Annotated in this window: 15 protein-coding genes and 1 tRNA gene; 12 read left to right on the forward strand and 4 right to left on the reverse strand. The window is 74.1% G+C overall.

Going from position 1 to position 22,617, the window contains the following annotated elements:
• Positions 1–143: 143 nt before the first annotated feature.
• Together ACFZB9_RS20875 and ACFZB9_RS20880 are read left to right on the forward strand one after the other, a co-directional pair.
• A complete protein-coding gene (locus tag ACFZB9_RS20875) occupies positions 144–1,160 on the forward strand; it encodes an ArsA-related P-loop ATPase (RefSeq protein ID WP_391449524.1) in 1,017 nt (338 codons plus the stop codon).
• Positions 1,157–2,392 (forward strand): ArsA family ATPase, encoded by a 1,236-nt coding sequence (locus ACFZB9_RS20880; protein ID WP_391449170.1) that lies wholly within the window; start codon positions 1,157–1,159, stop codon positions 2,390–2,392. Before ACFZB9_RS20875 ends, ACFZB9_RS20880 begins: the two co-directional genes overlap by 4 nt.
• Positions 2,393–2,576: 184 nt before the next feature.
• On the opposite strand, the gene ACFZB9_RS20885 is transcribed toward ACFZB9_RS20880, so the two are convergent.
• Positions 2,577–2,900, reverse strand: coding sequence for a WhiB family transcriptional regulator (locus tag ACFZB9_RS20885; protein WP_145905440.1), 324 nt, complete (start codon positions 2,898–2,900; stop codon positions 2,577–2,579).
• A gap of 435 nt (positions 2,901–3,335) precedes the next feature.
• On the opposite strand from ACFZB9_RS20885, the gene ACFZB9_RS20890 reads away from it, so the two are divergent.
• Positions 3,336–5,717, forward strand: a complete 2,382-nt coding sequence (locus tag ACFZB9_RS20890) for a transglycosylase domain-containing protein (RefSeq protein WP_391449172.1) — start codon at positions 3,336–3,338, stop codon at positions 5,715–5,717.
• 112 nt (positions 5,718–5,829) lie between these two features.
• Here the strand turns inward: ACFZB9_RS20890 and ACFZB9_RS20895 are convergent, their stop codons facing one another.
• Positions 5,830–6,288: a GatB/YqeY domain-containing protein gene (locus ACFZB9_RS20895; RefSeq protein WP_391449174.1), complete on the reverse strand. Its 459-nt coding sequence runs from the start codon at positions 6,286–6,288 to the stop codon at positions 5,830–5,832.
• A gap of 421 nt (positions 6,289–6,709) precedes the next feature.
• On the opposite strand from ACFZB9_RS20895, the gene ACFZB9_RS20900 reads away from it, so the two are divergent.
• The 5 genes from ACFZB9_RS20900 to ACFZB9_RS20920 all read left to right on the forward strand — a co-directional run bounded on the left by ACFZB9_RS20900 (position 6,710) and on the right by ACFZB9_RS20920 (position 11,008).
• The gene (locus ACFZB9_RS20900) at positions 6,710–7,654 is read left to right on the forward strand and encodes a metallophosphoesterase (RefSeq protein ID WP_391449176.1); all 945 of its coding nucleotides are present in this window, start codon (positions 6,710–6,712) and stop codon (positions 7,652–7,654) included.
• 76 nt (positions 7,655–7,730) lie between these two features.
• Positions 7,731–7,804, forward strand: a tRNA-Pro gene (locus ACFZB9_RS20905).
• Positions 7,805–8,158: 354 nt separating this feature from the next.
• On the forward strand, positions 8,159–8,947 hold the full coding sequence (locus tag ACFZB9_RS20910) for an ABC transporter ATP-binding protein (RefSeq protein ID WP_391449178.1): 789 nt from the start codon (positions 8,159–8,161) through the stop codon (positions 8,945–8,947).
• A gap of 97 nt (positions 8,948–9,044) precedes the next feature.
• On the forward strand, positions 9,045–9,992 hold the full coding sequence (locus ACFZB9_RS20915; RefSeq protein WP_391449180.1) for an N-acetylmuramic acid 6-phosphate etherase: 948 nt from the start codon (positions 9,045–9,047) through the stop codon (positions 9,990–9,992).
• Positions 9,989–11,008, forward strand: coding sequence for an N-acetylglucosamine kinase (locus ACFZB9_RS20920; RefSeq protein WP_391449181.1), 1,020 nt, complete (start codon positions 9,989–9,991; stop codon positions 11,006–11,008). Before ACFZB9_RS20915 ends, ACFZB9_RS20920 begins: the two co-directional genes overlap by 4 nt.
• Here the strand turns inward: ACFZB9_RS20920 and ACFZB9_RS20925 are convergent, their stop codons facing one another.
• Entirely contained in the window at positions 11,009–11,593 is a 585-nt protein-coding gene (locus ACFZB9_RS20925) for a hypothetical protein (RefSeq protein ID WP_391449183.1), read from the reverse strand.
• A 629-nt stretch (positions 11,594–12,222) separates the two neighbouring features.
• Between ACFZB9_RS20925 and ACFZB9_RS20930 the strand changes: the two genes are divergently transcribed.
• Entirely contained in the window at positions 12,223–16,341 is a 4,119-nt protein-coding gene (locus ACFZB9_RS20930) for a type I polyketide synthase (RefSeq protein ID WP_391449185.1), read from the forward strand.
• Between the two features lie 293 nt (positions 16,342–16,634).
• Positions 16,635–17,363 carry a TetR/AcrR family transcriptional regulator gene (locus ACFZB9_RS20935; RefSeq protein WP_391449187.1) on the forward strand — a complete coding sequence of 243 codons (729 nt, stop codon included), beginning with the start codon at positions 16,635–16,637 and terminating at the stop codon, positions 17,361–17,363.
• 48 nt (positions 17,364–17,411) lie between these two features.
• Here the strand turns inward: ACFZB9_RS20935 and ACFZB9_RS20940 are convergent, their stop codons facing one another.
• Positions 17,412–20,141, reverse strand: a complete 2,730-nt coding sequence (locus ACFZB9_RS20940) for an ATP-binding protein (RefSeq protein ID WP_391449189.1) — start codon at positions 20,139–20,141, stop codon at positions 17,412–17,414.
• Positions 20,142–20,241: 100 nt separating this feature from the next.
• Between ACFZB9_RS20940 and ACFZB9_RS20945 the strand changes: the two genes are divergently transcribed.
• A complete protein-coding gene (locus ACFZB9_RS20945; RefSeq protein WP_391449191.1) occupies positions 20,242–20,610 on the forward strand; it encodes a nuclear transport factor 2 family protein in 369 nt (122 codons plus the stop codon).
• A 183-nt stretch (positions 20,611–20,793) separates the two neighbouring features.
• A complete protein-coding gene (locus tag ACFZB9_RS20950; protein WP_391449193.1) occupies positions 20,794–22,605 on the forward strand; it encodes a S9 family peptidase in 1,812 nt (603 codons plus the stop codon).
• Positions 22,606–22,617: the final 12 nt, after the last annotated feature.

The raw sequence follows: 22,617 nt of genomic DNA on the forward strand, positions 1-22,617 counted from the left end.
GGACGCGGACGCTGGTTACCCTCGCGAGGAGGCCCAGTGGAGGGAGACGGAGCGTGCCGAGGAGCCAGGAGCCGAGCCAGGCCCAGCAGCCGGCCGACGCCGAGCAGCCCGTCGAGGTGACCGGCGGTCCCGACTGGGAGGGCGTGCGGCTGCACGTGGTCAGCGGGAAGGGCGGCACCGGCAAGACCACGCTGGCGGCGGCGCTGGCGCTCGCACTGGCCGCCGAGGGGCGACGGACCCTGCTGATCGAGGTGGAGGGCCGCCAGGGCATCGCCGAGCTGTTCGGCAGCTCCGCACTGCCCTACGAGGAGCGCAAGATCGCCGCCGTCTCCCCCGCCAGACTCGGCCGGGCGGGGCACGGCACCGGCGAGGTGTTCGCGCTGGCCATCGACCCCGAGCAGGCGCTGCTCGAGTACCTGGACATGTTCTACAAGCTCGGCCGGGCCGGGAAGGCGCTGCAGAAGGTCGGCTTCGTCGACTTCGCCACCACCATCGCCCCGGGCGTGCGCGACGTGCTGCTGACCGGCAAGGCCTGCGAGGCGGCCCGGCGCAAGGGGGCGGACGGGCGCCCGGTGTACGACGCGGTGGTGATGGACGCGCCGCCCACCGGTCGGCTCACCCGGTTCCTGAACGTCAACTCAGAGGTTGCCGGACTCGCCCGATTCGGGCCGATACACAGTCAGGCCCAGGCGGTGATGGGTGTGCTGAAGTCGCCGCAGACCGCGGTGCACCTGGTCACCCTGCTGGAGGAGATGCCGGTGCAGGAGACGGTCGACGGCTTCACCGAGCTGCGCGAGGCCGGGCTGCCGGTGGGCGGGGTGCTGGTCAACATGGTGCGCCCGCCGGTGCTGGACGCGGCCGCGGTGGCCGCGGCGCACGGCGACCACCGCGAGGAGGTGGCCCTCGCCCTGGTGGAGGCCGGCCTCGGCGGACGGTCGCGCAGCGCGGCGACCCGGCGGGCGGCGGTGGAGCCGCTGCTCGACCCGCTGCTCGCCCAGGCCCGCGAGCACTCCGAACGGGTGACGCTGGAACGCGAGCAGCGGGCCGACCTGCGCGCGCTGGCGCTGCCGACGTACGAGCTGCCGCTGCTCAGCGGCGGTGTGGACCTCGGCGGGCTGTACCGCCTGGCCGGCGAGTTGAAGGGGCAGGGCGCGGCATGAGCTCCAGCACGACCAGCGGTGGCGGCACCGGCGGCACCGGTGGTGGCTCCGGTGCCGCCGGCCCACTCGACGTCGACCGGCTGATCGACAACCCCGGCACCCGGATCATCGTCTGCTGCGGTTCCGGCGGGGTGGGCAAGACCACCACCGCCGCCGCGATCGGCCTGCGCGCCGCCGAGCGCGGCCGGCGGACCGTGGTGCTGACCATCGACCCGGCGCGCCGGCTGGCCCAGTCGATGGGCCTGACCGAGCTGGACAACACCCCCCGCCCGGTGAAGGGCGTGGCCACCGCGACGGGCCCCGGCGAACTGCACGCCATGATGCTGGACATGAAGCGGACCTTCGACGAGGTCGTGCTGGCCCACGCCGACCCCGAGCGGGCCCGGGCGATTCTGGAGAACCCCTTCTACCAGTCGCTCTCGGCCGGCTTCGCGGGCACCCAGGAGTACATGGCGATGGAGAAGCTCGGCCAGCTCCAGGCCACCGGGGAGTGGGACCTGATCGTGGTCGACACCCCGCCCTCGCGCTCCGCGCTGGACTTCCTGGACGCACCGGGCCGGCTCGGCTCCTTCCTGGACGGCAAGATCATCAGGGTGCTGATGACCCCCGCGAAGGTCGGCGGGCGCAGCGCGATGAAGTTCCTCAACGTCGGGATGGGCCTGCTCACCGGCACCCTGGGCAAGATCTTCGGCGCCCAGCTGCTGACCGACCTGCAGACCTTCGTGGCCGCCATGGACTCGATGTTCGGCGGCTTCCGGGAACGGGCGGAGAGCACCTACCAGCTGCTCAAGGCGCAGGGCACGGCCTTCCTGGTGGTCGCCGCCCCGGAGCGGGACGCGCTGCGCGAGGCCGCGTACTTCGTGGACCGGCTGGCGGCCGACCAGATGCCGCTGGCCGGCCTGGTGCTCAACCGGGTGCACGGCACCGGGGCCCCGCAGCTCACCGCGGAGCGCGCGCAGGCGGCGGCGCAGGCCCTGGAGGAGAACGGCGGGGAGCACGAGCCCGGGCAGGCGGACGCCGAGGCACTGGCCGCCGGGCTGCTGCGCCTGCACGCGGAGCGGGTCGAGGTGATGGGCCGTGAGCGGCGGACCAGGGACCGGTTCGTCTCGGTCTATCCCGATGTGCCCATGGTGGAGGTGCCGGCACTGGCGGGGGATGTGCACGACCTCCATGGGCTGCGCCTGATCGGGCGTCAACTCGCGGGCGACTCGACGGACCAGGACCGGTCGTAACCGAAGGATCCGGACGCCGCAATGGGTGCGAGGCGGAGCCGTGCAGCCCTGATCGAAAGCGACGGGCCGCAGAGCGACAGACCGAAGAGCGCCAGGCCGAAGGACGGCGGGCCGAAGGACGGCGGGCCGAAGGGCGGCGGGCCGCTGAGCGACAGGGCGACCCCGTGGTGTCGGGGCCGCCCGGTCAGCCGGCCTGTGCGTAGTCCGAGAGGATCACCCCGGTGGCGAGCGACTCCTCGTACTCCGTACGCGCGGTCTCCAGCAACCGGCGCCAGGAGATCACCGTCGGGCGGCGGCGCAGCAGCGCCCTGCGCTCCCGCTCGGTCATCCCGCCCCAGACGCCGAACTCCACACGGTTGTCCAACGCGTCCGCCAGGCACTCGGTGCGCACCGGACACCCGCTGCACACCGCCTTGGCCCGGTTCTGCGCCGCCCCCTGAACGAACAGTTCATCCGGATCACTCGTGCGACAGGCAGCCTGCGCACTCCAGTCATCTACCCAGCCCATCCCGGCGCCGTCCTCTCCCGAATCGAGGCTCCCCCCACGGCGGCAACGGCATACTCACCGCAGCCAGTTGAGGACGTTACGGAAGATTGGCGGAGCGCAACAGCCCCTTGGGGTCCAATCTCGAATGACCCGATTGGACTATGGGTGCCGGTCAGATCACTCGTTGGAGTGATCGCAGGTCGTAAGGCTTGCGCCCGTCCTGAACGTCCACTTTGGCGCCACTTTCGTCACGGAGCGCCACAGCACCCCGAGAGGCACGCCCTCACTCGGAGGGCGGACAGCCGCACCAGTCGCCTCATAACCCGTCAAATGGGACAACTCTAAACACTCACAGGAGTGTTTGGTTCTCACGGAGCGGAGCTGTCGCAAGCTTGTGACAAGCGTAGGCGAACACCTGCCCTCTCGCCCTGGATTTGGCAACGTAGAGTCCTCCTCATGGCACCAAAGCGCTCTTCAGCTACCCAGCGCCCCCGCCGACGGCGCACCTCCCCCCTGGAGTTGGCCGGTCACGGCGTCAAGTTCCTGGGCGTCAGCGTCCTGGCCGGCGTGGTACTCGCCGGCCTCGCACTGCCCGCTGTGGGCGCTATCGGCCTAGGGGCCAAGAACGGCGTCCAGAACTTCAACAACATCCCGGACGACTTCAAGACGCCCACCCTTGACCAGGCGTCCTACATCTACGACTCCAAGAACAACCAGATCGCCAAGGTCTACGCCCGCGACCGCACGATACTGACGCAGGATCAGATGTCGCCGCTCTCCCGCGAGGCGCAGGTCGACATCGAGGACGCGCGGTTCTACCAGCACGGCGCGATCGACCCCAAGGGCGTCGCGCGCGCGATCGGCAAGAACGCCTCCTCGGACGGCGCTTCCGAGGGTGCCTCGACGCTGACCCAGCAGTACGTGAAGAACGTCTTCATCGAGGAGGCCGGCGACGACCCGGTCGCGTTCAAGGCGGCGACCGAGAAGAGCCTGGGTCGCAAGATCAAGGAGCTCAAGTACGCCATCCAGTTGGAGAAGGACCTGACCAAGGACCAGATCCTCACCAACTACCTGAACATCACCTTCTTCAACCACCAGGCGTACGGCATCGAGGCGGCCGCCCAGCGCTACTTCGGCAAGTCCGACAAGGACCTCACCGTCGCCGAGGCCGCGACGCTGGCCGGCATGGTGCAGAACCCGACGGCCTACGACCCGCTGCTGCACCCCAAGGCCGCGCAGAACCGTCGCGACACCGTCATCGACAAGATGCTCGAGTACAAGCACATCACCCCCGAGCAGGCCAAGGAGGCCAAGGCCACCTCGCTCAGTTCGGACCTGCACTACCAGGACCCGCAGAACGGCTGCATCACAGCCGGCAACGGCGAGGGCTTCTTCTGCGACTACGTGAAACGCGTGGTGGAGAGCAACCCGGCCTTCGGTGCCTCGGCGGCGGACCGCAGCAAGCTGTGGACCCAGGGCGGCCTGAAGATCTACACCACCATCGACCCGGACAAGCAGGCCGCGGCCAACAGCGCCGTGACCTCCCAGGTCTACGTGACCGACCCGGTCTCGGCGGCGATGACCATGGTCAAACCGGGGACCGGTGAGATCCTCGCGATGGCCCAGACCAGGCCCTACGGCCTGGACGCGACCAAGCACCAGACCGTGGTCAACCTCAACGTCGGCACCGCGATGGGCGGCGGCAACGGCTTCCAGCCCGGCTCGACCTTCAAGGCGATCGTCGCGGCCGCGGCCCTCGACAGCGGCACCCAGCTGACCCAGAGCTACCCGTCGCCCGCCTCGATGCCCTACCCGCAGATGAGCACCTGCGCCGGGACCTGGAAGAACAGCGCCAAGTCCACGGTCAGCAACGACAGCCCGAGCGAGTCCGGGCCGTTCATGATGCCGGAGGCGATGGCCCGCTCGATCAACACCTACTTCGTCTCGCTGGAGGCGGACACCGGCCTGTGCGCGGTCAAGCAGATGGCCAACAAGCTGGGGATCAAGACCAAGGCGAGCGGCGCCGCGCTGGACGAGGTCCCGGCCATGGCCCTGGGCGTCGAGGAGATGAGCCCGCTCGACATGGCCGGCGTCTACGCCACCTTCGCCGCCCGCGGCGTCCACTGCGACCCGATCGCGATCAAGTCGGTCACCAACATCGACGGCAAGCAGCTGCCGGTCCCGCAGGCCAACTGCCAGCAGGCGATGCAGCAGAACACCGCGGACAGCATCAACACGCTGCTCAAGGGCGTGACCGAGAAGTCGGGCACCGGTGCCGCGCTGAACCTGAGCGACAACCGCCCGATCGCCGGCAAGACCGGTACCACCGACGCCCGCCGCGCGGCCTGGTTCGACGGTTACACCCCCGACCTGGTCGACGTGACCTGGCTCGGTGGCCCGGACAGCAGCATCCCGATGGACCGGAACATCACGATCGGCGGCCGGCACTTCTACGACACCGACGGCGTCTACGGCGCCAACGGCCCCGGCCTGATCTGGCAGCAGGCGATGAACCAGGCAGTCGCGGGCTCCCCGATCAACCAGTTCACGCTGGTCCCCAACGCACCCTCGGCCACGGCCTCGACGGACACCCCGCCGCCGAACCCGCCGCAGGGCGCGAACCCGCCCCAGCCCCCGAACCCCGGTGACCCGAACAACCCGAACCCGCCGGCCACCAACGCCGGCCTGATCACCTCGTCGCCGCCGGCTCCCCCGTCGGCGCCCTCGGTGCCGGGCCCGCCCCCGGGCGGCGGCACCATCGGCGGCGGCTTCTCGCTGCCGCCGGGCATGATCGGCGGCGCCGGGACCGGCAAGCCGGGTAAGCCCGGGCATCACTGAGGCCAGAGAGAGTCGAAGGGCCCGGGGCCCCTGGAATCGTCCAGGGGCCCCGGGCCCTTCCCGGTTCTTCGGCACCGCACCGGTCGAGGGCACGGCACCTCAGGGCGTGGTTCTAACGGCCGGTCAGTGCGGCCTTCACCACGGCGGCCACCCGGCCGCCCTCGGCCAGGCCCTCGACCTTCGGCCGGACCAGCTTCATCACGGCGCCCATGCCCTGCGGTCCGCTCGCGCCGCTCTCGGCCACCGCCGCGGCGACGATCGCCGCCAGCTCCTCGTCACCGAGCTGCTTGGGCAGGTACTCGGCCAGCACCTCGCCCTCGGCGCGCTCGCGCTGGGCCGACTCGGCCCGCCCCGCGTCCTGGAAGGCGGTCGCCGCGTCCCGGCGCTTCTTCGCCTCGGCCTGCAGCACCTGGACCACCTCGGCGTCGCTGAGCTCGCGCTTCGTGGTGCCGGCCACCTCGGCGCGGTTGACGGCGGTCAGGGTCAGCCGGAGGGTGGACGAGCGCAGCTCGTCCCGGGCTTTGATGGCGGCCGTCAGGTCGTCCCGCAGCCGCTCCTTGAGGGATGTCATGGGCCAATCCTCACATCCTGGACGGCACGACGCCCCCGAATATCGCCGTCCGGTTTCCTCGCACGCCCCCGAGGCGCCCGGGGAGGGCCGCGCCGGGGTCACGCCGGGGTCGATCGAATCGATCGAGCAGACGCGGTACGCGCCCGTTGAGCCACCCGGTGCGTGCCGACTGGGCCACCTGCGCACCGGGCCGGGTGGCAGCTCGGGCCGGCCCGGCCCGCAGGTGGCGGGCGGTCCGCCCGGCCCTCCCGGCCTGTGGCGGCGCAGGTCGCCCGCCCGGACCCGGGAGCCGCGGGGGCGTGCGAGGGGTGCCGGCCGGGCGCGCGGCGGGCGCACAACGGGCCAACCGGCCGACAGGGCGTCAGGCGGGCGGGGGAAGGCCCGGTTCTCCCGGACAGGCCGGGTCTGCGACCATGGACCGATGCGAAAGCTGTACTCCGTCCCGCTCGCTGTCCTCGCCACCGGAGCCGCCGGGCTCGCCTACTCCGCCGGCTACGAGGTCCGCTCGTTCCGCCTGCGCCGCGTGGAGGTCCCGGTACTGCCGCGGGGCGCCAAGCCGCTGCGGGTGCTGCACGTGTCGGACATCCACATGGTGTCCGGACAGCAGAAGAAGCAGAACTGGCTGCGGAGCCTGGCCGGGCTGCGGCCCGACCTGGTGGTGAACACCGGCGACAACCTCTCCGACCCGCTCGGCGTACCCGCCACGCTGGACGCGCTCGGCCCGCTGATGGAGTTCCCCGGGGTGTACGTCTTCGGGTCGAACGACTACTACGGCCCGGCCCGCAAGAGCCCCACCCGCTACCTCAAGGCGCTGAGCAGCGGCAACCACGGGCTCAACAACGCCGACGGCACCGGACGGGCCGGTATCACCGGCGCGGTCCACAACCCGTGGGAGAAGCTGCGCGACGGCTTCGACGCGGCCGGCTGGCTGGACCTGACCAACGCCCGCGGCCGGCTCTCGCTGACCGGGCTCGACATCGAGTTCACCGGCGTGGACGACCCGCACATCCGCCGCGACCGCTACGCCGCGGTGGCCGGTGGCCCGTCCGCCGACGCCGACCTGTCGGTGGCCGTGGTCCACGCGCCCTACCTGCGCAGCCTGGACGCCTTCACCGCCGACGGCTACCCGCTGGTGCTGGCCGGCCACACCCACGGCGGTCAGCTCTGCGTCCCCTTCTACGGCGCCCTGGTCACCAACTGCGATCTGGACGCCAAGCGGGTCAAGGGCCTGTCCACCCACCGGGCCGGCGGCAAGCAGTCCTACCTGCACGTCTCCGCCGGCTGCGGCACCAACCGGTACACCCCGGTCCGCTTCGCCTGCCCGCCGGAGGCCACGCTGATGACCCTGACCCCCCGCCTCCGATAACCGGATTTCGTCTCCTGACCTGCATGGGATAGAGTTCTACTCGTTGCGACGGAGACGGAAGCAACAAAGGAAAGACCGGGGTGTGGCGCAGCTTGGTAGCGCGCTTCGTTCGGGACGAAGAGGCCGTGGGTTCAAATCCCGCCACCCCGACCCAGTAGTACAGAGGGCCTATCGGAGAGATCCGGTAGGCCCTCTGACGTTTTGTGCGCCAGTTGCCGGTCGCCGCCCGGTGGGCGAGCGAGGTGACGCGGCGGACGCGGGTGCGATGACGGCTGCTCAGGGCCCATCGGTCCGGGCGGCGGGTCCGCGGCATCGGCAGGGGCCGGCCGGGGGCGCCGGGCGGCCTGGGTGCGCCGGTCGGGTTCGGCGTCTTGAAAGGGTGCCTGCGTACCGGTTATACATACTCAGTATGCTCCAGCCCTGCCGATGGCAGGTCGGGTAGGCACCCTGCACAGTCGAACCGTCGCGGCCGCAGCCGGCAGCCACACGAAGGAGGGCCGTGGAGTGACAACCACACAGACGCGAACCACCGGGGACCCGGTTCTGCGACTGCGCGGCGTGGCCCGCGTGCACGGCCACGGCGCGACCCGGGTGCACGCCCTGCGCGGGGTGGACCTGGCGGTGCTGCCGGGCGAGTTCGTCGTGGTGCTGGGCTCCGACGGAGCGGGCAAGTCCACGCTGCTCGGCCTGGCCGGCGGGCTGGACCGGGCCTGCTCGGGCGAGGTGCTCTTCGACGGGCGGGAGCTGGGCGGGCTCTCCCGCGGCGCGCTGGCCGTCCTGCGGCGCGGCACGATCGGCTACGTCTTCCGGGACCTCGACCTGCTGCCCGCGCTGACCGCCACCGAGAACGTCTCGCTGCCGCGCGACCTGGGCACGCTGACCGAGGAGCAGGCCCGCCGCGAGGCGCTGGTCGCACTGACCGAGCTCGGCGTCGGCCACCTCGCCGACCGGTTCCCCGACCAGCTCTCCGCCGGCCAGCGGCAACGGGTGGCCGTCGCCCGCGCGCTGGTCGGCGAGCGGCGGCTGATCCTGGCGGACGAACCCGCCGGCCCCATCGACCCGGCCACCGGCGAGGCCGTGCTGCGGGTGCTGCGGGCGCGCTGCGACGCCGGCGCCGGCGCCGTGATGGTCACCCGCGAGCCCAGCCGCACCCACGGGGCGGACCTGGCCGACTGGGCGGACCGGGTGATCGTGCTGAGCGACGGCCAGATCGTGGAGGAGCGGGTGCTGCGGGCCAGGGCCCGGGCCGGCGGAGCGGCCCTGCGGGTGCGGGCGGGCGCGGGCCACAGCTGAGGTTCCGCGCGTGGCGGGCCGCGGGCCCTGACGAATCGACGCGCCGGCTGGAAGACTTGATCGGCAACCGCCGCGTCGATCCGGAGCCCGAGTGTCCATGGATACCGATCAGCCGTCCGCCGTCCGACCCACCGCCGCAGAGTCGATGGCCTCGCTGCCGCCCACCGAGCGGCGCAACCCCGCGAGCCTGGAGCTGGACCGGCTCGACACCCGCGCGATCCTGGAGCTGATCAACGATCAGGACGCCACCGTGCCCGGCGTGGTGCGAGGCGCGCTCCCAGAGCTGACCGAGCTGACCGAACTGGCGCTGCGGACCCTGCGTGCGGGTGGCCGGGTGCACTACTACGGCGCGGGAACGGGCGGGCGGCTCGCGCTCGGTGACGCCGTGGAGCTGGGCCCGACCTACGGCGTGGGCACCGAGCAGGTCGTCGGGCACCTGGCGGGCGGCGCCCGGGCCGGGGCGGTGGCCAGGGAGGACGCCGAGGACCACGCGCCGGACCCGGACGAGCCGCACCCGCCGGTCCGCGGCGACCTGGTGATCGGTGTCACCGCCAGCGGCCGCACCCCGTACGTGGTCGGCGCCCTGCGCGCGGCCCGGGCCGTGGGCGCGGCGACCGCGCTGCTCTCCTCGGACCCGCACGCGGTGGCGGCCGACTTCGCCGACCTGCACGTGCTGCTGGACACCGGGCCCGAGGTGGTCACCGGCTCGACCCGGATGAAGGCCGGCACCGCCCAGAAGCTGGCGCTGAACGCCTTCTCCACCGCGCTGATGGTGCGCAGCGGACGGACCTGGTCGAACCTGATGGTGGCCGCCTCCGCCCGCAACGCCAAGCTGCACGCGCGGGCCGTGCGGACGCTGGTGACGGCCTGCCAGGTGACCGAGCAGGAGGCCCGCGACTGCCTGCAGCGGTGCGCCGCCGAGACCGCCACCGCGCTGGTGGTGCTGAGCTGCGGCTGCACCGTCGAGCAGGCCCGCGCGGCGCTGACCCGCAGTCACGGTCACCCGTGGGCGGCGGTGCGCGAGCTGACCGGGGCCGCCGGGTGAGCCGGCTCTTCCTCGGCCTGGACGCCGGCGGCAGCTGGACCCGTGCCGTGGTGCTGGACGCCGAGGGCGCGGAGCGCGGGCGGGCGCTGGCCGAGGGGGCCAACCCCACCGGCCAGGGCGACCAGGGTGCCGTGCGGCGGTTGGCCGAGGCGGCGGTCGCGGCGCTGGGCGGGCTCGACCCCGGTGCGGTGGCGGGCGCGGCCGTCGGCCTCGCGGGGTACCGGGCGCTGACCGACCCGGCCGGCTTCGCCGAGCGCTGCCGGACCGCGTTCGGGCTCGACGCTCCGGTGCTGCTCTGCCCGGACGCGGTGACCGCCTTCGCCTCGGGGACGGACGCGGCCGAGGGCACCGTGCTGATCGCCGGCACCGGCGCGGCCTGCAGCCGGGTGAGCGGACATCAGGTGCTGCGGGTCAGCGGGGGTCTGGGCTGGCTGCTGGGCGACGAGGGCAGCGGGTTCTGGCTGGGCCGCGAGGCGCTGCGGCGCGCGTACGCCGAGCCGGACGGCCCGTTGGGCCGGGCCGTGCTGCGGCACTGCGGTGCGAGGCGGCCCGCGGAGCTGCTGCCCTGGGCCTACGCGGGCCCGCCGCGGCGCCTGGCCCAGCTGGCGCCGCTGGTCAACACCGCTGCGGCGCAAGGGGATCGGACCGCACTGGCGGTGGCCGCGGCAGGCGCCGGGCAGTTGGCCGCGCTGGTGCGGGCCACCGCGGCGCACGGCCCGCTGGTGCTGGCGGGCTCAGTGGCGGGCGCGCCCGGTGCGGTGCGCGAGCGACTGCTCGAACTGCTCGCCGACTACGGCCCGATCCACCCGGCCGGGGACCCGGCGGCCGCGGCGGCCCGGCTGGCCGGCGCGCCACCGCAGTGCGCGAGCCGGACGCAGTTGGGACCGACACCAGTAGGGCCGACGCCGTCGGCACCGACGCCGGTGGGACAGCGGCCGCCTGCACCAACACCGGTGGGACAGCGGCCGACGGGCCCGGGCACCGCGGTGGGTCAGGGGCCCGGCCGAGACGGCTGATCAGCCGTCGGCGCCGGTCACCGGCGGTGCCAGGTCGGGCGCGCGCCCCAGGCTCGGGGCGGCGGCGGCCGGTATGTAGTCCGGGCTGAACTGCTCGCTGACCCAGATCCGGGCGCCGCCCTCGCAGTCGATCAGGTAGTCCCGCCCCACGCTCCAGCGCCGCGACGGGCCGTGCGGCCAGCGCCGGGCCGAGAAGGAGAGCGGTTGGCGTCGCACCGACAGCCGCTCCCTGGCCAGGAAACGCAGCAGCGGGAGGTCGTCCGGGGGGAGCAGCCGCTTGGCGTCCCGGGCCGCCAGGTAGACCCGGTCGCTGCTGACCGTCAGTCGCTCCCTGGTGACCAGCCGGGTGAGCCGCAGCAGCAGCGGGGCGGCCGGGTCCTCGATCCCCAGCGCTTCGCGCACCACCGTCGGGACGGCGGCGGGCGCGAGCACCTCCTCGTGGTCGACCACGGCGGACAGCCGACCGCCGGCCACCGACTCCAGCAGAGCGGTCGACCCGTCGGAGCCGAGCAGCATCCGGGTCACTTCCGGGTAGTCCCAGGGCCGCAGGGCCAGCGGCTCGTTCACCTCGACCCCGACAGCCACGGTCTGCACCTCGCATCGGGAGCGGTCGTACCAGCGGTGAACAGGACACGATCCGTCTTCGCGGCCGCGCTGCGCGGCGCCGTCGGCGTACCGACGGCCGGCGGCCGGACGCGGCCCCGGCCGGCCGGCCCGGCACCCGACCCCGGCGGGACGGCGCCGGGGTCGGGCGCGACCTCGCCGACCGGTTTCCTCAAGCCTGTGGTGCGCATCGGCTCCCCCTGCTCCGCTCCAGCCTGACCTTGCTGACCTGGGCACACGCACCCGAGGGATGGTGCGCAGCGGCGACCGGGGCCGGGTCGGCTCGCCGCCGCGCCATGCTCCGCGGCAAGCGGCCGCCGCCGGGGCGCCGATCCTGCGACGAGCAGCCCGCACCCGTCGACTGATGCGTAATCATAAACACCGAGCCATCGATGTACGCAAGTATTAGTTTGACCTGTAGTCGATCAGTTACAGCCTTAAAACAGTCTTAAATCAGACCAAAGGTGACATACCTCCGCCGGTCGGACGGCCGGCCCGACCCCTCGGTTACGGCTGGAAATCGGCCGTCCTAGTTTGACCTTGAATGTATTTTTGGATCGCGCTTCGATTTGGGCGCGGACTCTTCCATGTCTCGAAGCTGGAGTTGCCGCATGCACACAGCACAGCCGAGCCGGATCCCGATCGCGATCGTCGGCCTGGGATGCCGTTTCCCCGGTGCCGAAGGGGTCGACGCCCTGTGGAACGTCCTCGTCAACAAGGTCGACGCGGTGACTCCGATCCCCTCCGAGCGCTTCCCCGTCGACGACTGTTACGACGCCACTCCCCGGGTGCCCGGCCGGACCGTCTCCCGGCACGGCGGCTTCGTGCGCGATCCGTTCGGATTCGACGCGGCCTTCTTCGGAATCTCCCCGGTCGAGGCGCGCGCGATGGATCCGCAGCAGCGAATCCTGTTGCAGGTCGTCTGGGAGGCACTGGAGGCGGGCGGTCAGCGTCCGGACTCGCTGGCGGGCCACCAGGTCGGCGTCTTCGTCGGTCAGGCGACCGCCGAGTACAGCGACGAGGCCGGCCGCGACGAGCCCGACATACGCGACCTGGTGGGCAGCCGGCTGCGGGCCGTCACCGCCGGCCGGATCTCCTACGCGCTGGATGCCCGCGGGCCGAGCATGGTGCTCGACACCGCCTGCTCCTCTTCTCTGGTGGCCGTGCACACCGCCCGGCAGAGCCTGCAGCTCGGGGAGTGCGAGCTGGCGATCGCCGCGGGGGTCAATCTGATCCTCTCCCCTTATGACTCCATCGCCTACTCGCAGGGCGGCATGGCCTCGCCCGGCGGGCACTGCCGGTTCGGCGACGCCGGCGCCGACGGGTACGTGCGCAGCGACGGCGTGGCCGCGGTGGTGCTCAAGCGGCTGCCCGACGCGCTGCGCGACGGTGACCCGGTGCTCGCCCTGCTGCACGGCAGCGCCGTCACCAGCGACGGCGCCGCCAGCGGCCTGCTGTTGCGGCCCTCGGTGGCCGGCCAGGTCGAGATGGTGCGCGAGGCCTGCCGCAGCGCCGGGATCAGCCCGGCGCAGCTGGACTACGTGGAGGCGCACGGCACCGGGACCACGGTCGGCGACGACGTGGAACTGCGCGCGCTGGCCGAAGCGGTGACGCCGGGCCGGCAGGCCGGACGGCCGCTGCTGACCGGCTCGGTGAAGAGCAACCTCGGCCATGCCGAGGCCGCCGCCGGGCTGGCCGGGCTGATCAAGGCGGTGCTGATCGCCCAGCACGGCGTCATCCCCGCCTCGCTGCACCTCGACCGGCCGCACGCGCTGCTGACCGGGCCCGACGCTCCGCTCCAGGTGGTGACCGAGGCCCGGGTGCTCGAACCGCTCGGCCCCGAGGCACTGATCGGTGTCAGCTCCTTCGGCCTGTCCGGGACCAACGCCCACGTGGTGATCGGCGCCGTCCCGGCCGGGACGACCGACCCCAGACCAGCGGCCGACACCGGCGCGGCCCCCGATGCCGAGGCGGACGGCCCGCAGCTGCTGGTGCTCAGCGCCCGCTCGGCGACCGCGCTGCGCCGACTGACCGAGGCCTGGGCCGACTACCTGTCCCCCGCCGGAGCCGGTCGGGCGCACCCGCTGCACGCCCTGTGCGCCACCGCCGCGCTGCGGCGCGACGCCCATCCGTTCCGCCTCTGGGCCCTCGGCGCGAGCCATCAGGAGCTCGCCGGGAACCTGCGCGCGCTGGCCGCCGGCGAGACGATCGCGGACGGCGGGCTCACCGAGGCCGCGGCCGGGCTGCCCCGGGAGCGGCAGACGGTCTTCGTCTTCCCCGGGCAGGGCTCCCAGTGGACCGGCATGGGCCGCGCGCTGGCCGCCGCCTCCCCCGCCTTCGAGGCCGCGCTCACGCGCTGCGAGCAGCTGATCCACGGCCAGCTCGGCCACGGCGTCCGCGACCTGATCACGGCCGAGCCGGGCACCGACTTCCCGACCGAGATGGCCACCGTGCAGCCCGCCCTGTGGGCGATGCAGGTGGCCCTGACCGCCGCCCTGGCCGAACGCGGCGTCACCCCCGACCTGGTGATCGGTCACAGCATGGGCGAGGTGGCGGCCGCCCGGGCCGCCGGCGCGCTCGCCGAGCAGGACGCGGCGGCCGTGATCTGCCGGCGCAGCTCACTGATGGACCGCCGGGCCGGGCTCGGCGGCATGCTGGTGGTCGAGCTCTCGGCCGACCAGGCGCGGGCGGAGATCGCGGCCTACGGCGACAAGATCTGCGTCGCCGCCGAGAACGCGCCCACCGCCACCGTGCTGGCCGGCGAGGCGGCGGCGCTCGCCGAACTCGCCCGGGCGCTGACCGAGCGTCTGGTGCTCTGCCGCCAGGTGCAGGTCGCGGTGGCCTCGCACTCGCCGCAGATGGACGCGCTGCGCCCCGATCTGCTCGCCGCGCTGGACGGCCTGCGGCCCGTCGAGGGCACGGTCGGCCTGGTCTCCACGGTGCGCGGCGAACGGCTGAGCGGCCCGGAGCTCGACGCCGAGTACTGGATGGCGAACCTGCGCCGGCCCGTCCGGTTCACCGGCACCGTGGCCGGGGTGGCTCGGGCCGCCGAGAGCGTCTTCGTCGAGGTCGGCGCGCACCCACTGCTGGTGGCCGCCATCGAGGAGACGCTGGACGCCGAGCAGCTGGCGGGCGGCGTGGTGGCCACGCTGCGCCGCGAGCAGGACGGCGTGCTGGACCTGGTCAGGACGGTGGGCCGGGTCTTCGCCGCCGGCGGCCGGGTGGACTGGCGCTGCTGGTACCCGCACGCGCCGGCGGTGGTCACCTCGCTGCCCGCCTACCCGTGGGACCTGGTGCGCCACGTGCGGACCACCGGGCACGGCGGAGCCGGCGGGCGGCGCCGGCCCCGCTCGCGCTCCTGGGAGGTGGAGCTCGCGGACTGGGGAGCCGGCGAGTGGGGCCCGGGGGTGGTGGTCCGGGGCCTGGCACCGGTGCCACCGGCCGTGTACCTGGCCGCGATGCTCCAGGCCGCCCGGGAACTCCACCCGGGGACCGGGCCGATGCGCGAGTACGAGCTGCGCGAGGTGGTCCTCACCGACGCCTACCTGCCGATCGAGGAGGCCGACCGGATCGGGCTGCGGGTCACCGTCACCGAGCCCGTCGACGGCGGGGCCCGCACCGCGACGGTGACGGCCCGGCTGCCGGGCGCCGCCGAACCGCTGCACTGCGCCTCGGCCGAGCTGCACCCGGCGGACGAGGGCGCCCGGCTGGCCACGCTGGGCGTGGTGGACCGGGCCCTGGGCCGCTGCCACGACTACCGCTCCGCCGAGGGGTTCCTGGAGCTGGCGGCCCGCCAGGGTGTCGAGATCGGCGAGCCGTTCCGCGCGGTCGAGCAGCTCTGGCGCCGCAAGGGCGAGGCGGTGGCCCGGCTGCGGCTGCCCAAGGCGCCCGCGCCGGGCTCCTGGGAGACCGGGCTGCAGCCGCTGCTGGCGGCCTGGGCGGGCCGGACAGCGGGCGAGGAGGGCCGCGGCTACCTGATGACCGGGATGGCCTCGGCGCGGATCCTCGCCCCGCTGCCGTACGAGTTCTGGAGCCTGGCGGCCGTCACCGAACGGGACGGGCACGGCAACGCCACCCGGGCCGAGGTGCTGCTGGTCGACCCCGAGGGGCACCCGCTGGCCCGGTTCAGCGGGATCCGGCTGCGCCCGCTGCCCGGGAAGGCGCCGGCACCGGCCGCACTGCCCGGGGTGCTGGGGCGGCTCGCCGAGCACTCCGCCGCGCCGCTCGCCACGCTGCTCAAGGTCGGGGCCGCGCCGCTGCTGACCGGGCTGACCGGGCTCGGCGGGCTGGCGGGCCTCGGCACCCGCCGCGGGCCGGCCGGCGCGGCCGGGCGCACCGCGCGCGGTGGCCGCGGGGTGGCCGGCGGCCGGCGCCGGACGGCGGGGCCGGGTTCGCCGCCGCGCGTCCCGTCCGCACCGCCCACGCCGACTGCACCGACTGCACCGACTGCACCGCCCACGCCGACTGCACCACCTGCACCGCCTGGACCGGGACGCGCCGCCGACCCCCTGCTGGCGGGCTCCGCGTCGATGCTCGGCCTGGCCCCGGCCGCGCTCGACCAGCGGCGCCCGCTGCGCGAGCAGGGCCTGGACTCGCTGGCGGCCACCCGGCTCAGCCAGCAGCTGCGCCGGGACCACGGCATCGAGCTGACCGCCGGCCGGCTCCTCGGCAACGAGAGCCTGGCGGCCCTGCGCGAGGCACTGCCCGACCCCGGGGCCGGCGGCGGCTGATCCGGCCGATGCCCGCCCGGTGCGGTGTTTCTGACGGAGCATCCGGTACCGGGCGGGCGGGGGGCGCGCACGACTTGACGCAGTGACCCAGTGCGCGCCGCCCGACCGGGTCGAGATCCTTCGGAAGCCTGCGGCCAATAGTTAGACCGTGGTATAAAAATCGTGACCGTACCAACCACCCAACCCGTCACCTGCACGAACCTCCCGTGGTTGACCCGACACCGTCGCCCACTGCCCAGTCCGCCCGCACCCGCGGCGGGGGGTCGAGATGTACGTCGAGATGGAGACACGCCATGGACCCGCGTCCGCCAACCGCAGCGCCCGCCATCGGCCGACGTGAGCGCAACAAGCAGAGGGTCAGGGAGCGCCTGTACGCCGCGGCCGTCGAGCTCTTCGTCGACAAGGGCTACGACCACACCTCGATCGACGAGATCGCCGAGCGGGCCGACGTCGCGCGCGGGACCTTCTTCAACTACTTCCAGCGCAAGGAAGACCTGATCAGCGCCTGGACCGAGCGGCGACGCTGGGACCTGGTGACCGTGCTGGCCGAGGCGCAGAGCCAGGGCGACAGCCCGATCGAGCAGCTGACCCGCTGCGTGGCCGCGCTGGGCCAGCTCAACCAGGAGGAGCACGACCTGACGGTCGCCATGCTGACCGCCTGGGTCAGGGCCGGGCGGCCGATACTGGAGGAGCCGTATGTCGCGGACATCTTCGCCCAGATCGTCAAGGCCGGTATCGCCCAGGGTGAGTTGAGCCCCGACCTGGTGCCCGCGCAGGTCGGCAACGTGCTGCGGGACGTCTACCTGGGCGCGCTCTACCGCTGGGTGAGCGAGCCGGAGACCACCCACACCGGCGCGCTGACCGAGGATTTGCTCGGCATCCTGCGACTGCTGCTCGGCGGCCTCGGCGCACCCGCACACGCCCAGGCGATCAAGTCCGCCCAGCTGCAGGCCTCACAGGCCCAGCTGCCCAAGGCGCAGCCGATCCGCCGGACCGCGCCCCAGTCCGTCGCCAGCGCCTGACGGACGGTCAGTCACAGAGCCGAGCCCCCGACTCGACCTGACGTCGCCTCAGGCGGCGATCAGGTCGGCGAGTTGACCGCGTGAGGCGATGCCCAGCTTCGGGTAGGCCTTGTAGAGGTGGTGGCCCACGGTCCTGGGGCTGAGGAAGAGCTGGGCGGCGATCTCCCGGTTCGACAGCCCCTTGGCCGCCAGCCGGGCGATCTGCTCCTCCTGCGGGGTCAGTCCCGCCAGCGGCCCGGAGAGCGCGGCCACCGGCGCGGTGTCACCGGCCGCGCCCAGCTCGCTGCGGGCCCGCTCGGCCCAGGGCAGCGCGCCGAGCCGCTCGAAGATCTCCAGGGCGGCCCGCAGCCGCGCCCGGGCCTCGGTCTTGCGCCGGTCGCGGCGCAGCCACTCCCCGAACAGCAGGCTGGTCCGGGCCAGTTCGAAGGGCCGCCCGGTCCCCTCGTGCAGGTCGAGCGCGGCCAGGTAGCCCGACTCCGCCAGCTCGGCCGGCCCGAGCAGCGCCTGGCAGCGCAGCACCAGCGCCCGGGTCCAGTCGGGTGAGCCGCTGCGCACCGACCAGTCCTCGAAGCGCTCGAAGGCGACCGCGGCCCGTTCCGGACGGCCCAGCCGGACCGCCGCCTCCACCAGGTCGGGCACGGTGCGGATCGCCGAGACGTGATGCCGGTGGGCGCCCGCGGTGTGCGGCTCCAGGCGCTCCACCACCTCGGCCACCCGGCCCTGGCCCAAGTCGTGGACGGCCAGCGCCCATTGGCTCCAGGAGGCGCCGGCCGCCGGCCCGCCCCAGGTGCTCACCTGGTCCGCCAGCGCCTCGCCGACCCGCTGCCCGACCAGCTCGTCGGCGCCGCGCAGTGCCGCCAGATAGGCGTCCAGCGCGCACAGTTGGCTGACCCACTGGAGCTGCGCGGTGTCCCGGGCCAGCGCCAGGCCCTCGGCCACGGCGAGTTCGGCGTCCCGGTGCCGGCCGTGGAAGAGCTCGGCCTCGGCCCGGAAGAAGAGCAGCGTGGGCAGCAGGCCCATCGCCCCGACCGTGCGCGCCTCGTCGATCAGCTCGGCGGCCAGCGCCAGGGTCTGCGCGTCCTGTCCGGGTACCAGCGCGGCCCCGCAGAGCTGCACCAGGTCGCGCGGGCTGTCCGCGTCGGCCGCCCTGGCCCGCGCGGCGGCCTCGGCCAGCGTGGAGCCGGGCGGGGCCGGGTGGCCGAAGACCGGGCCGACGGCCGAGCGCAGATAGCCGACCAGCGGGGCGGTGGCGTCCCCGTCCGGCAGGTCGAGCGCCGCCATCAGGTCCAGCACCTCGCCCACCTGCCGCTCGCCCAGGTACCAGGCGATGTGGAAGTCCTGGAGCAGCGCCCGGGCGGCCAGCGGCGCGGGGATCTCCCGGTCGGCGGCGCGCAGCAGCAGCCGGTGCGCCTCCTGGTAGCCGCCGCGCCAGAACTCCGTGGTGGCCCGGACCCAGTCGAGCACCGCCAGAGTCAGCGCGTCCTCGGCCAGCGCCGCCCCGCGCAGGGCCAGTGAGCGGGCCCGCTCGGCCTCGGCCGCGTCCAGCGCCGACTCGGCGCCCATCAGCAGGCAGCGGACGATCGTCCCGCGGTCGTCGGCGAGTTGGGCGGCCCGCTCGTAGGCGGCGGCCGCGCCGGCGTGCCCACCACGGGCCGCCGCCCGCCGGGCGGCCCCCTCCAGTGCCTCGGCCAGCTCGGCGTCCGGCCCGGTGGCGGCCTGCGCGAGGTGCCAACTGCCCCGGTCCAGTTCGCCGTCGGCCTGCAGCACCGCGCCCAGCGCCCGATGGCCGCCCAGCTTCTGGTCCAGTGGCGCGCCGTCCAGGATCGCGGCCCGCAGCAGCGGGTGGCGCAGCGCGTAGCGGCCGTCCTGGGTGCGGCTCAGCAGGCCGGCCCGTTCGGCGGGCAGCAGGTCCGCGGGGCCGGCCCCGAGCATCTCGGCGGCTCGCAGCACGGTGGCCAGCTCGCCGCTCTCCTCGGCGGCGGCCACCAGCAGCAGGGTCCGGCTCGGCCCGGGCAGCCGGGCCACCTGACCGTGGAAGGCCTGCCGGAGCCGGCTGGTGAGCGCCAGCTCGCCGGCGCCGGGGGAGGGCGCGGCCGCCAGCGCCAGCGGCAGCTCGGTCAGCGCGAGCGGGTTGCCCTGTGCCTCGGCCAGCACCCGGTAGCGCAGGCCCACGCCGGCCGCCTCGTCGGTGCGGGCCGCCAGCAGCTTGGCGGCGGCCGAGGGCGCCAGCGGGGCCAGCCGCAGCTCGGGCAGCCCGGGGGCGGCGAAGCTGCCCTCCCCGTCCCGGGCCGCGAAGAGCAGCACCACGCCCTCGCTGCCCAGCCGCCGGGCCGCCAGCAGCAGCGCGTCGGTGGAGGAGCGGTCCAGCCACTGCGCGTCGTCCACCAGGCAGAGCAGCGGCCGTTGCTGGGCCAGTTCGGCCAGCAGCCCGAGGGTGGCCAGGCCACCGAGCAGCCGGTCGCCGGCGCCCGTCCCCTCGGCCAGCCCGAAGGCCGCCTCCAGCGCCCGGCGCTGCGGCACCGGCAGCCCGGGCAGCAGCGGCAGCGCCGGCCCGAGCAGCAGGTGCAGCCCGGCAAAGGGCAGGTCGGCCTCGCTCTCCACGCCGGTGGCCCGCAGCACACCGAACCCGCTGCCCGCCCGCTCGGCGGCGTACTGCAGCAGCGCGCTCTTGCCGATACCCGGCTCCCCGCGCAGCACCAGCACCCCGCTGCGGCCCTCCCGCGCCCCCGTCAGCAACTCCTCGACGGCGGCCTGCTCCCCTGACCTTCCGTACAGCATGGGTCGACCCTACCTATGCGTGACCGATTCGGCCGCTCCGGATCCCGCCTACCTTTTTGACCAGCGGGAAACACCGCGAAATCCGAAGGGGAGAACGAACATGACGAACATTCAGGACCTGGCCGCCCACTACCTCGCCACCTGGAACGAGACCGACGCCGAGGCCCGCCGCAAGCTGATCGACACCTACTGGGCGGCCGACGCGCTCTACACCGACCCGCTGGTCGAGGCGGCCGGCCGGGACGCGATCGACGCCACCATCGGCGCGGTGCAGGCGCAGTTCCCCGGCCTGGTCTTCACCCTGGGGGCCAACGGCGTGGACGCCCACCACCGGATCGCCCGGTTCACCTGGGACCTCGGTCCGGCCGGCGCCGAGGCGCTGGTGGTCGGCTTCGACGTCCTGGTCGCCACCGAGGACGGTCTGATCGGCGCCGTGCACGGGTTCCTGGACAAGGTCCCCGCGGCCTAGGCCGACCGTCACCTGGTCCCACACCTGCTCCGTCGGCTGACGGCGGCCGGGATCGCCCACCGGCCGCCGCGGAACCCGGCTCCTCGTACCGGGACCCCTCGTACCAGGGCCCCTCGCGCCGGCGCTCCTCGTATCCGGGCCCCTCGTACCGCGGCCGCGGTGATCCGTGCCAGAGTGAGGCGAATGAGTAGCGAGAAGAACGACGTGCCTGCCTGGGAGCAGCGCTTCCGGGCGGCACGGGTGTCCCTTCCGGACTGGGCGGACGACGCCCCGGAGCGTTCGCTGTACGTCTCCAACGCCTCCGGCACCTTCGAGGTCTACGCCTGGGACCGGGCCGCCGGTACCCACCGGCAGGTCACCGACCGGCCGAGCGGTACCACCGACGCCTGCCTGACCCCCGACGGCGAGTGGGTCTGGTGGTTCGACGACACCGACGGTGACGAGTACGGCGTCTGGCGCCGCCAGCCCTTCACGGGCGGCCCGGACGAGTCGGCCGTGCCGGGCCTGGCCCCCTCCTACGAGGCGGGGCTGGCCCTGGGCCGGGACGGCACCGTGGTGGTCGGCCGCTCCACCGACGAGGACGGCACCACCCTGCACCTGCTGCGCCCCGGCGCGAGCGAGCCGGCGGAGATCTACCGGCACGCCGAGTACGGCGGGGTCGGCGACCTGTCCCACGACTCGACGCTGCTGGCGATCGACCACACCGAGCACGGCGACGCGATGCACAGCGCGATCCGGGTGCTGCGCTGTGCGGACGGCGCACCCGTCGCCGAGCTGGACGACGTGACCGGCCGCCCGGAGCCGAGCGGGCTGACCTGCCTGGGCTTCGCCCCGGCGCCCGGCGACAGCCGCCTGCTCGTCGCCCATCAGCGCCGCGGCCGCTGGGAGCTGATCCTCTGGGACCCGCTGACCGGTGTGGAGACCGAGCTGCCGCTGCGCACCGAGGACGGCCGCGAGCTGCCCGGCGATGTCTCGGCCCAGTGGTTCCCGGACGCCACCGCCCTGCTGATCGAGCACGAGTTCGAGGCCAGGAGCGAGCTGTTCGGCTACCGGCTGGCCACCGGCGCGCTGACCCGGCTGGACACCCCGCGCGGCACGGTGGCCGGCGCCACCGCCCGCCCCGACGGCACGGTGGAGTTCCTCTGGTCCTCCGCGGCCGAGCCCTCGGTGGTCCGCTCCACGGCGGGCTCCGTGGTGCTGCGGGCCCCCGGCTCGGTGCCGCCGCGCTCGGTGCCGGTGGAGGACCTCTGGGTGGACGGGCCCGGCGGCCGGGTGCACGCGCTGGTCCAGCGGCCCGACGGGCCCGGCCCGTACCCGACCGTCTTCGAGATCCACGGCGGGCCGACCCACCACGACAGCGACTCCTTCGCCGCCGGTCCGGCCGCCTGGCTGGACCACGGCTTCGCGGTGGTCCGGGTCAACTACCGCGGCTCCACCGGCTACGGCCAGGCCTGGACGGACGCACTGCGCGAGCGGGTCGGCCTGATCGAGCTGGAGGACATCGCCGCCGTGCGCGCCTGGGCGGTGGCCGAGGGCCTGGCCGACCCCGATCGCCTGGTGCTCTCCGGTGGCTCCTGGGGCGGCTACCTCACCCTGCTGGGCCTGGGCACCCAGCCCGGGAACTGGTCACTGGGCCTGGCCGCCGTCCCGGTCGCGGACTACCTGACCGCGTACCAGGACGAGATGGAGGCGCTCAAGTCGCTGGACCGCACGCTCTTCGGCGGCACCCCCGAGGAGGTCCCCGAGCGCTGGCGGGCCTCCTCGCCGCTGACCTACGTCGAGCAGGTGCGGGCGCCGGTCTACCTCAGCGCGGGGCTCAACGACCCGCGCTGCCCGATCCGGCAGATCGAGAACTACGTGGCCAGGCTGGAGCAGTTGGGCCTGCCGCACGAGGTGTACCGGTACGAGGCCGGGCACGGCTCGCTGGTGGTCGACGAGCGGATCAAGCAGCTGCGCCTGGAGATCGACTTCGCCCGGCGGCACCTGAAGGTGTAGCGGCCCAGGGCT

The organism is Kitasatospora sp. NPDC008050 (genome assembly GCF_042957465.1).
Classification (GTDB): domain Bacteria; phylum Actinomycetota; class Actinomycetes; order Streptomycetales; family Streptomycetaceae; genus Kitasatospora.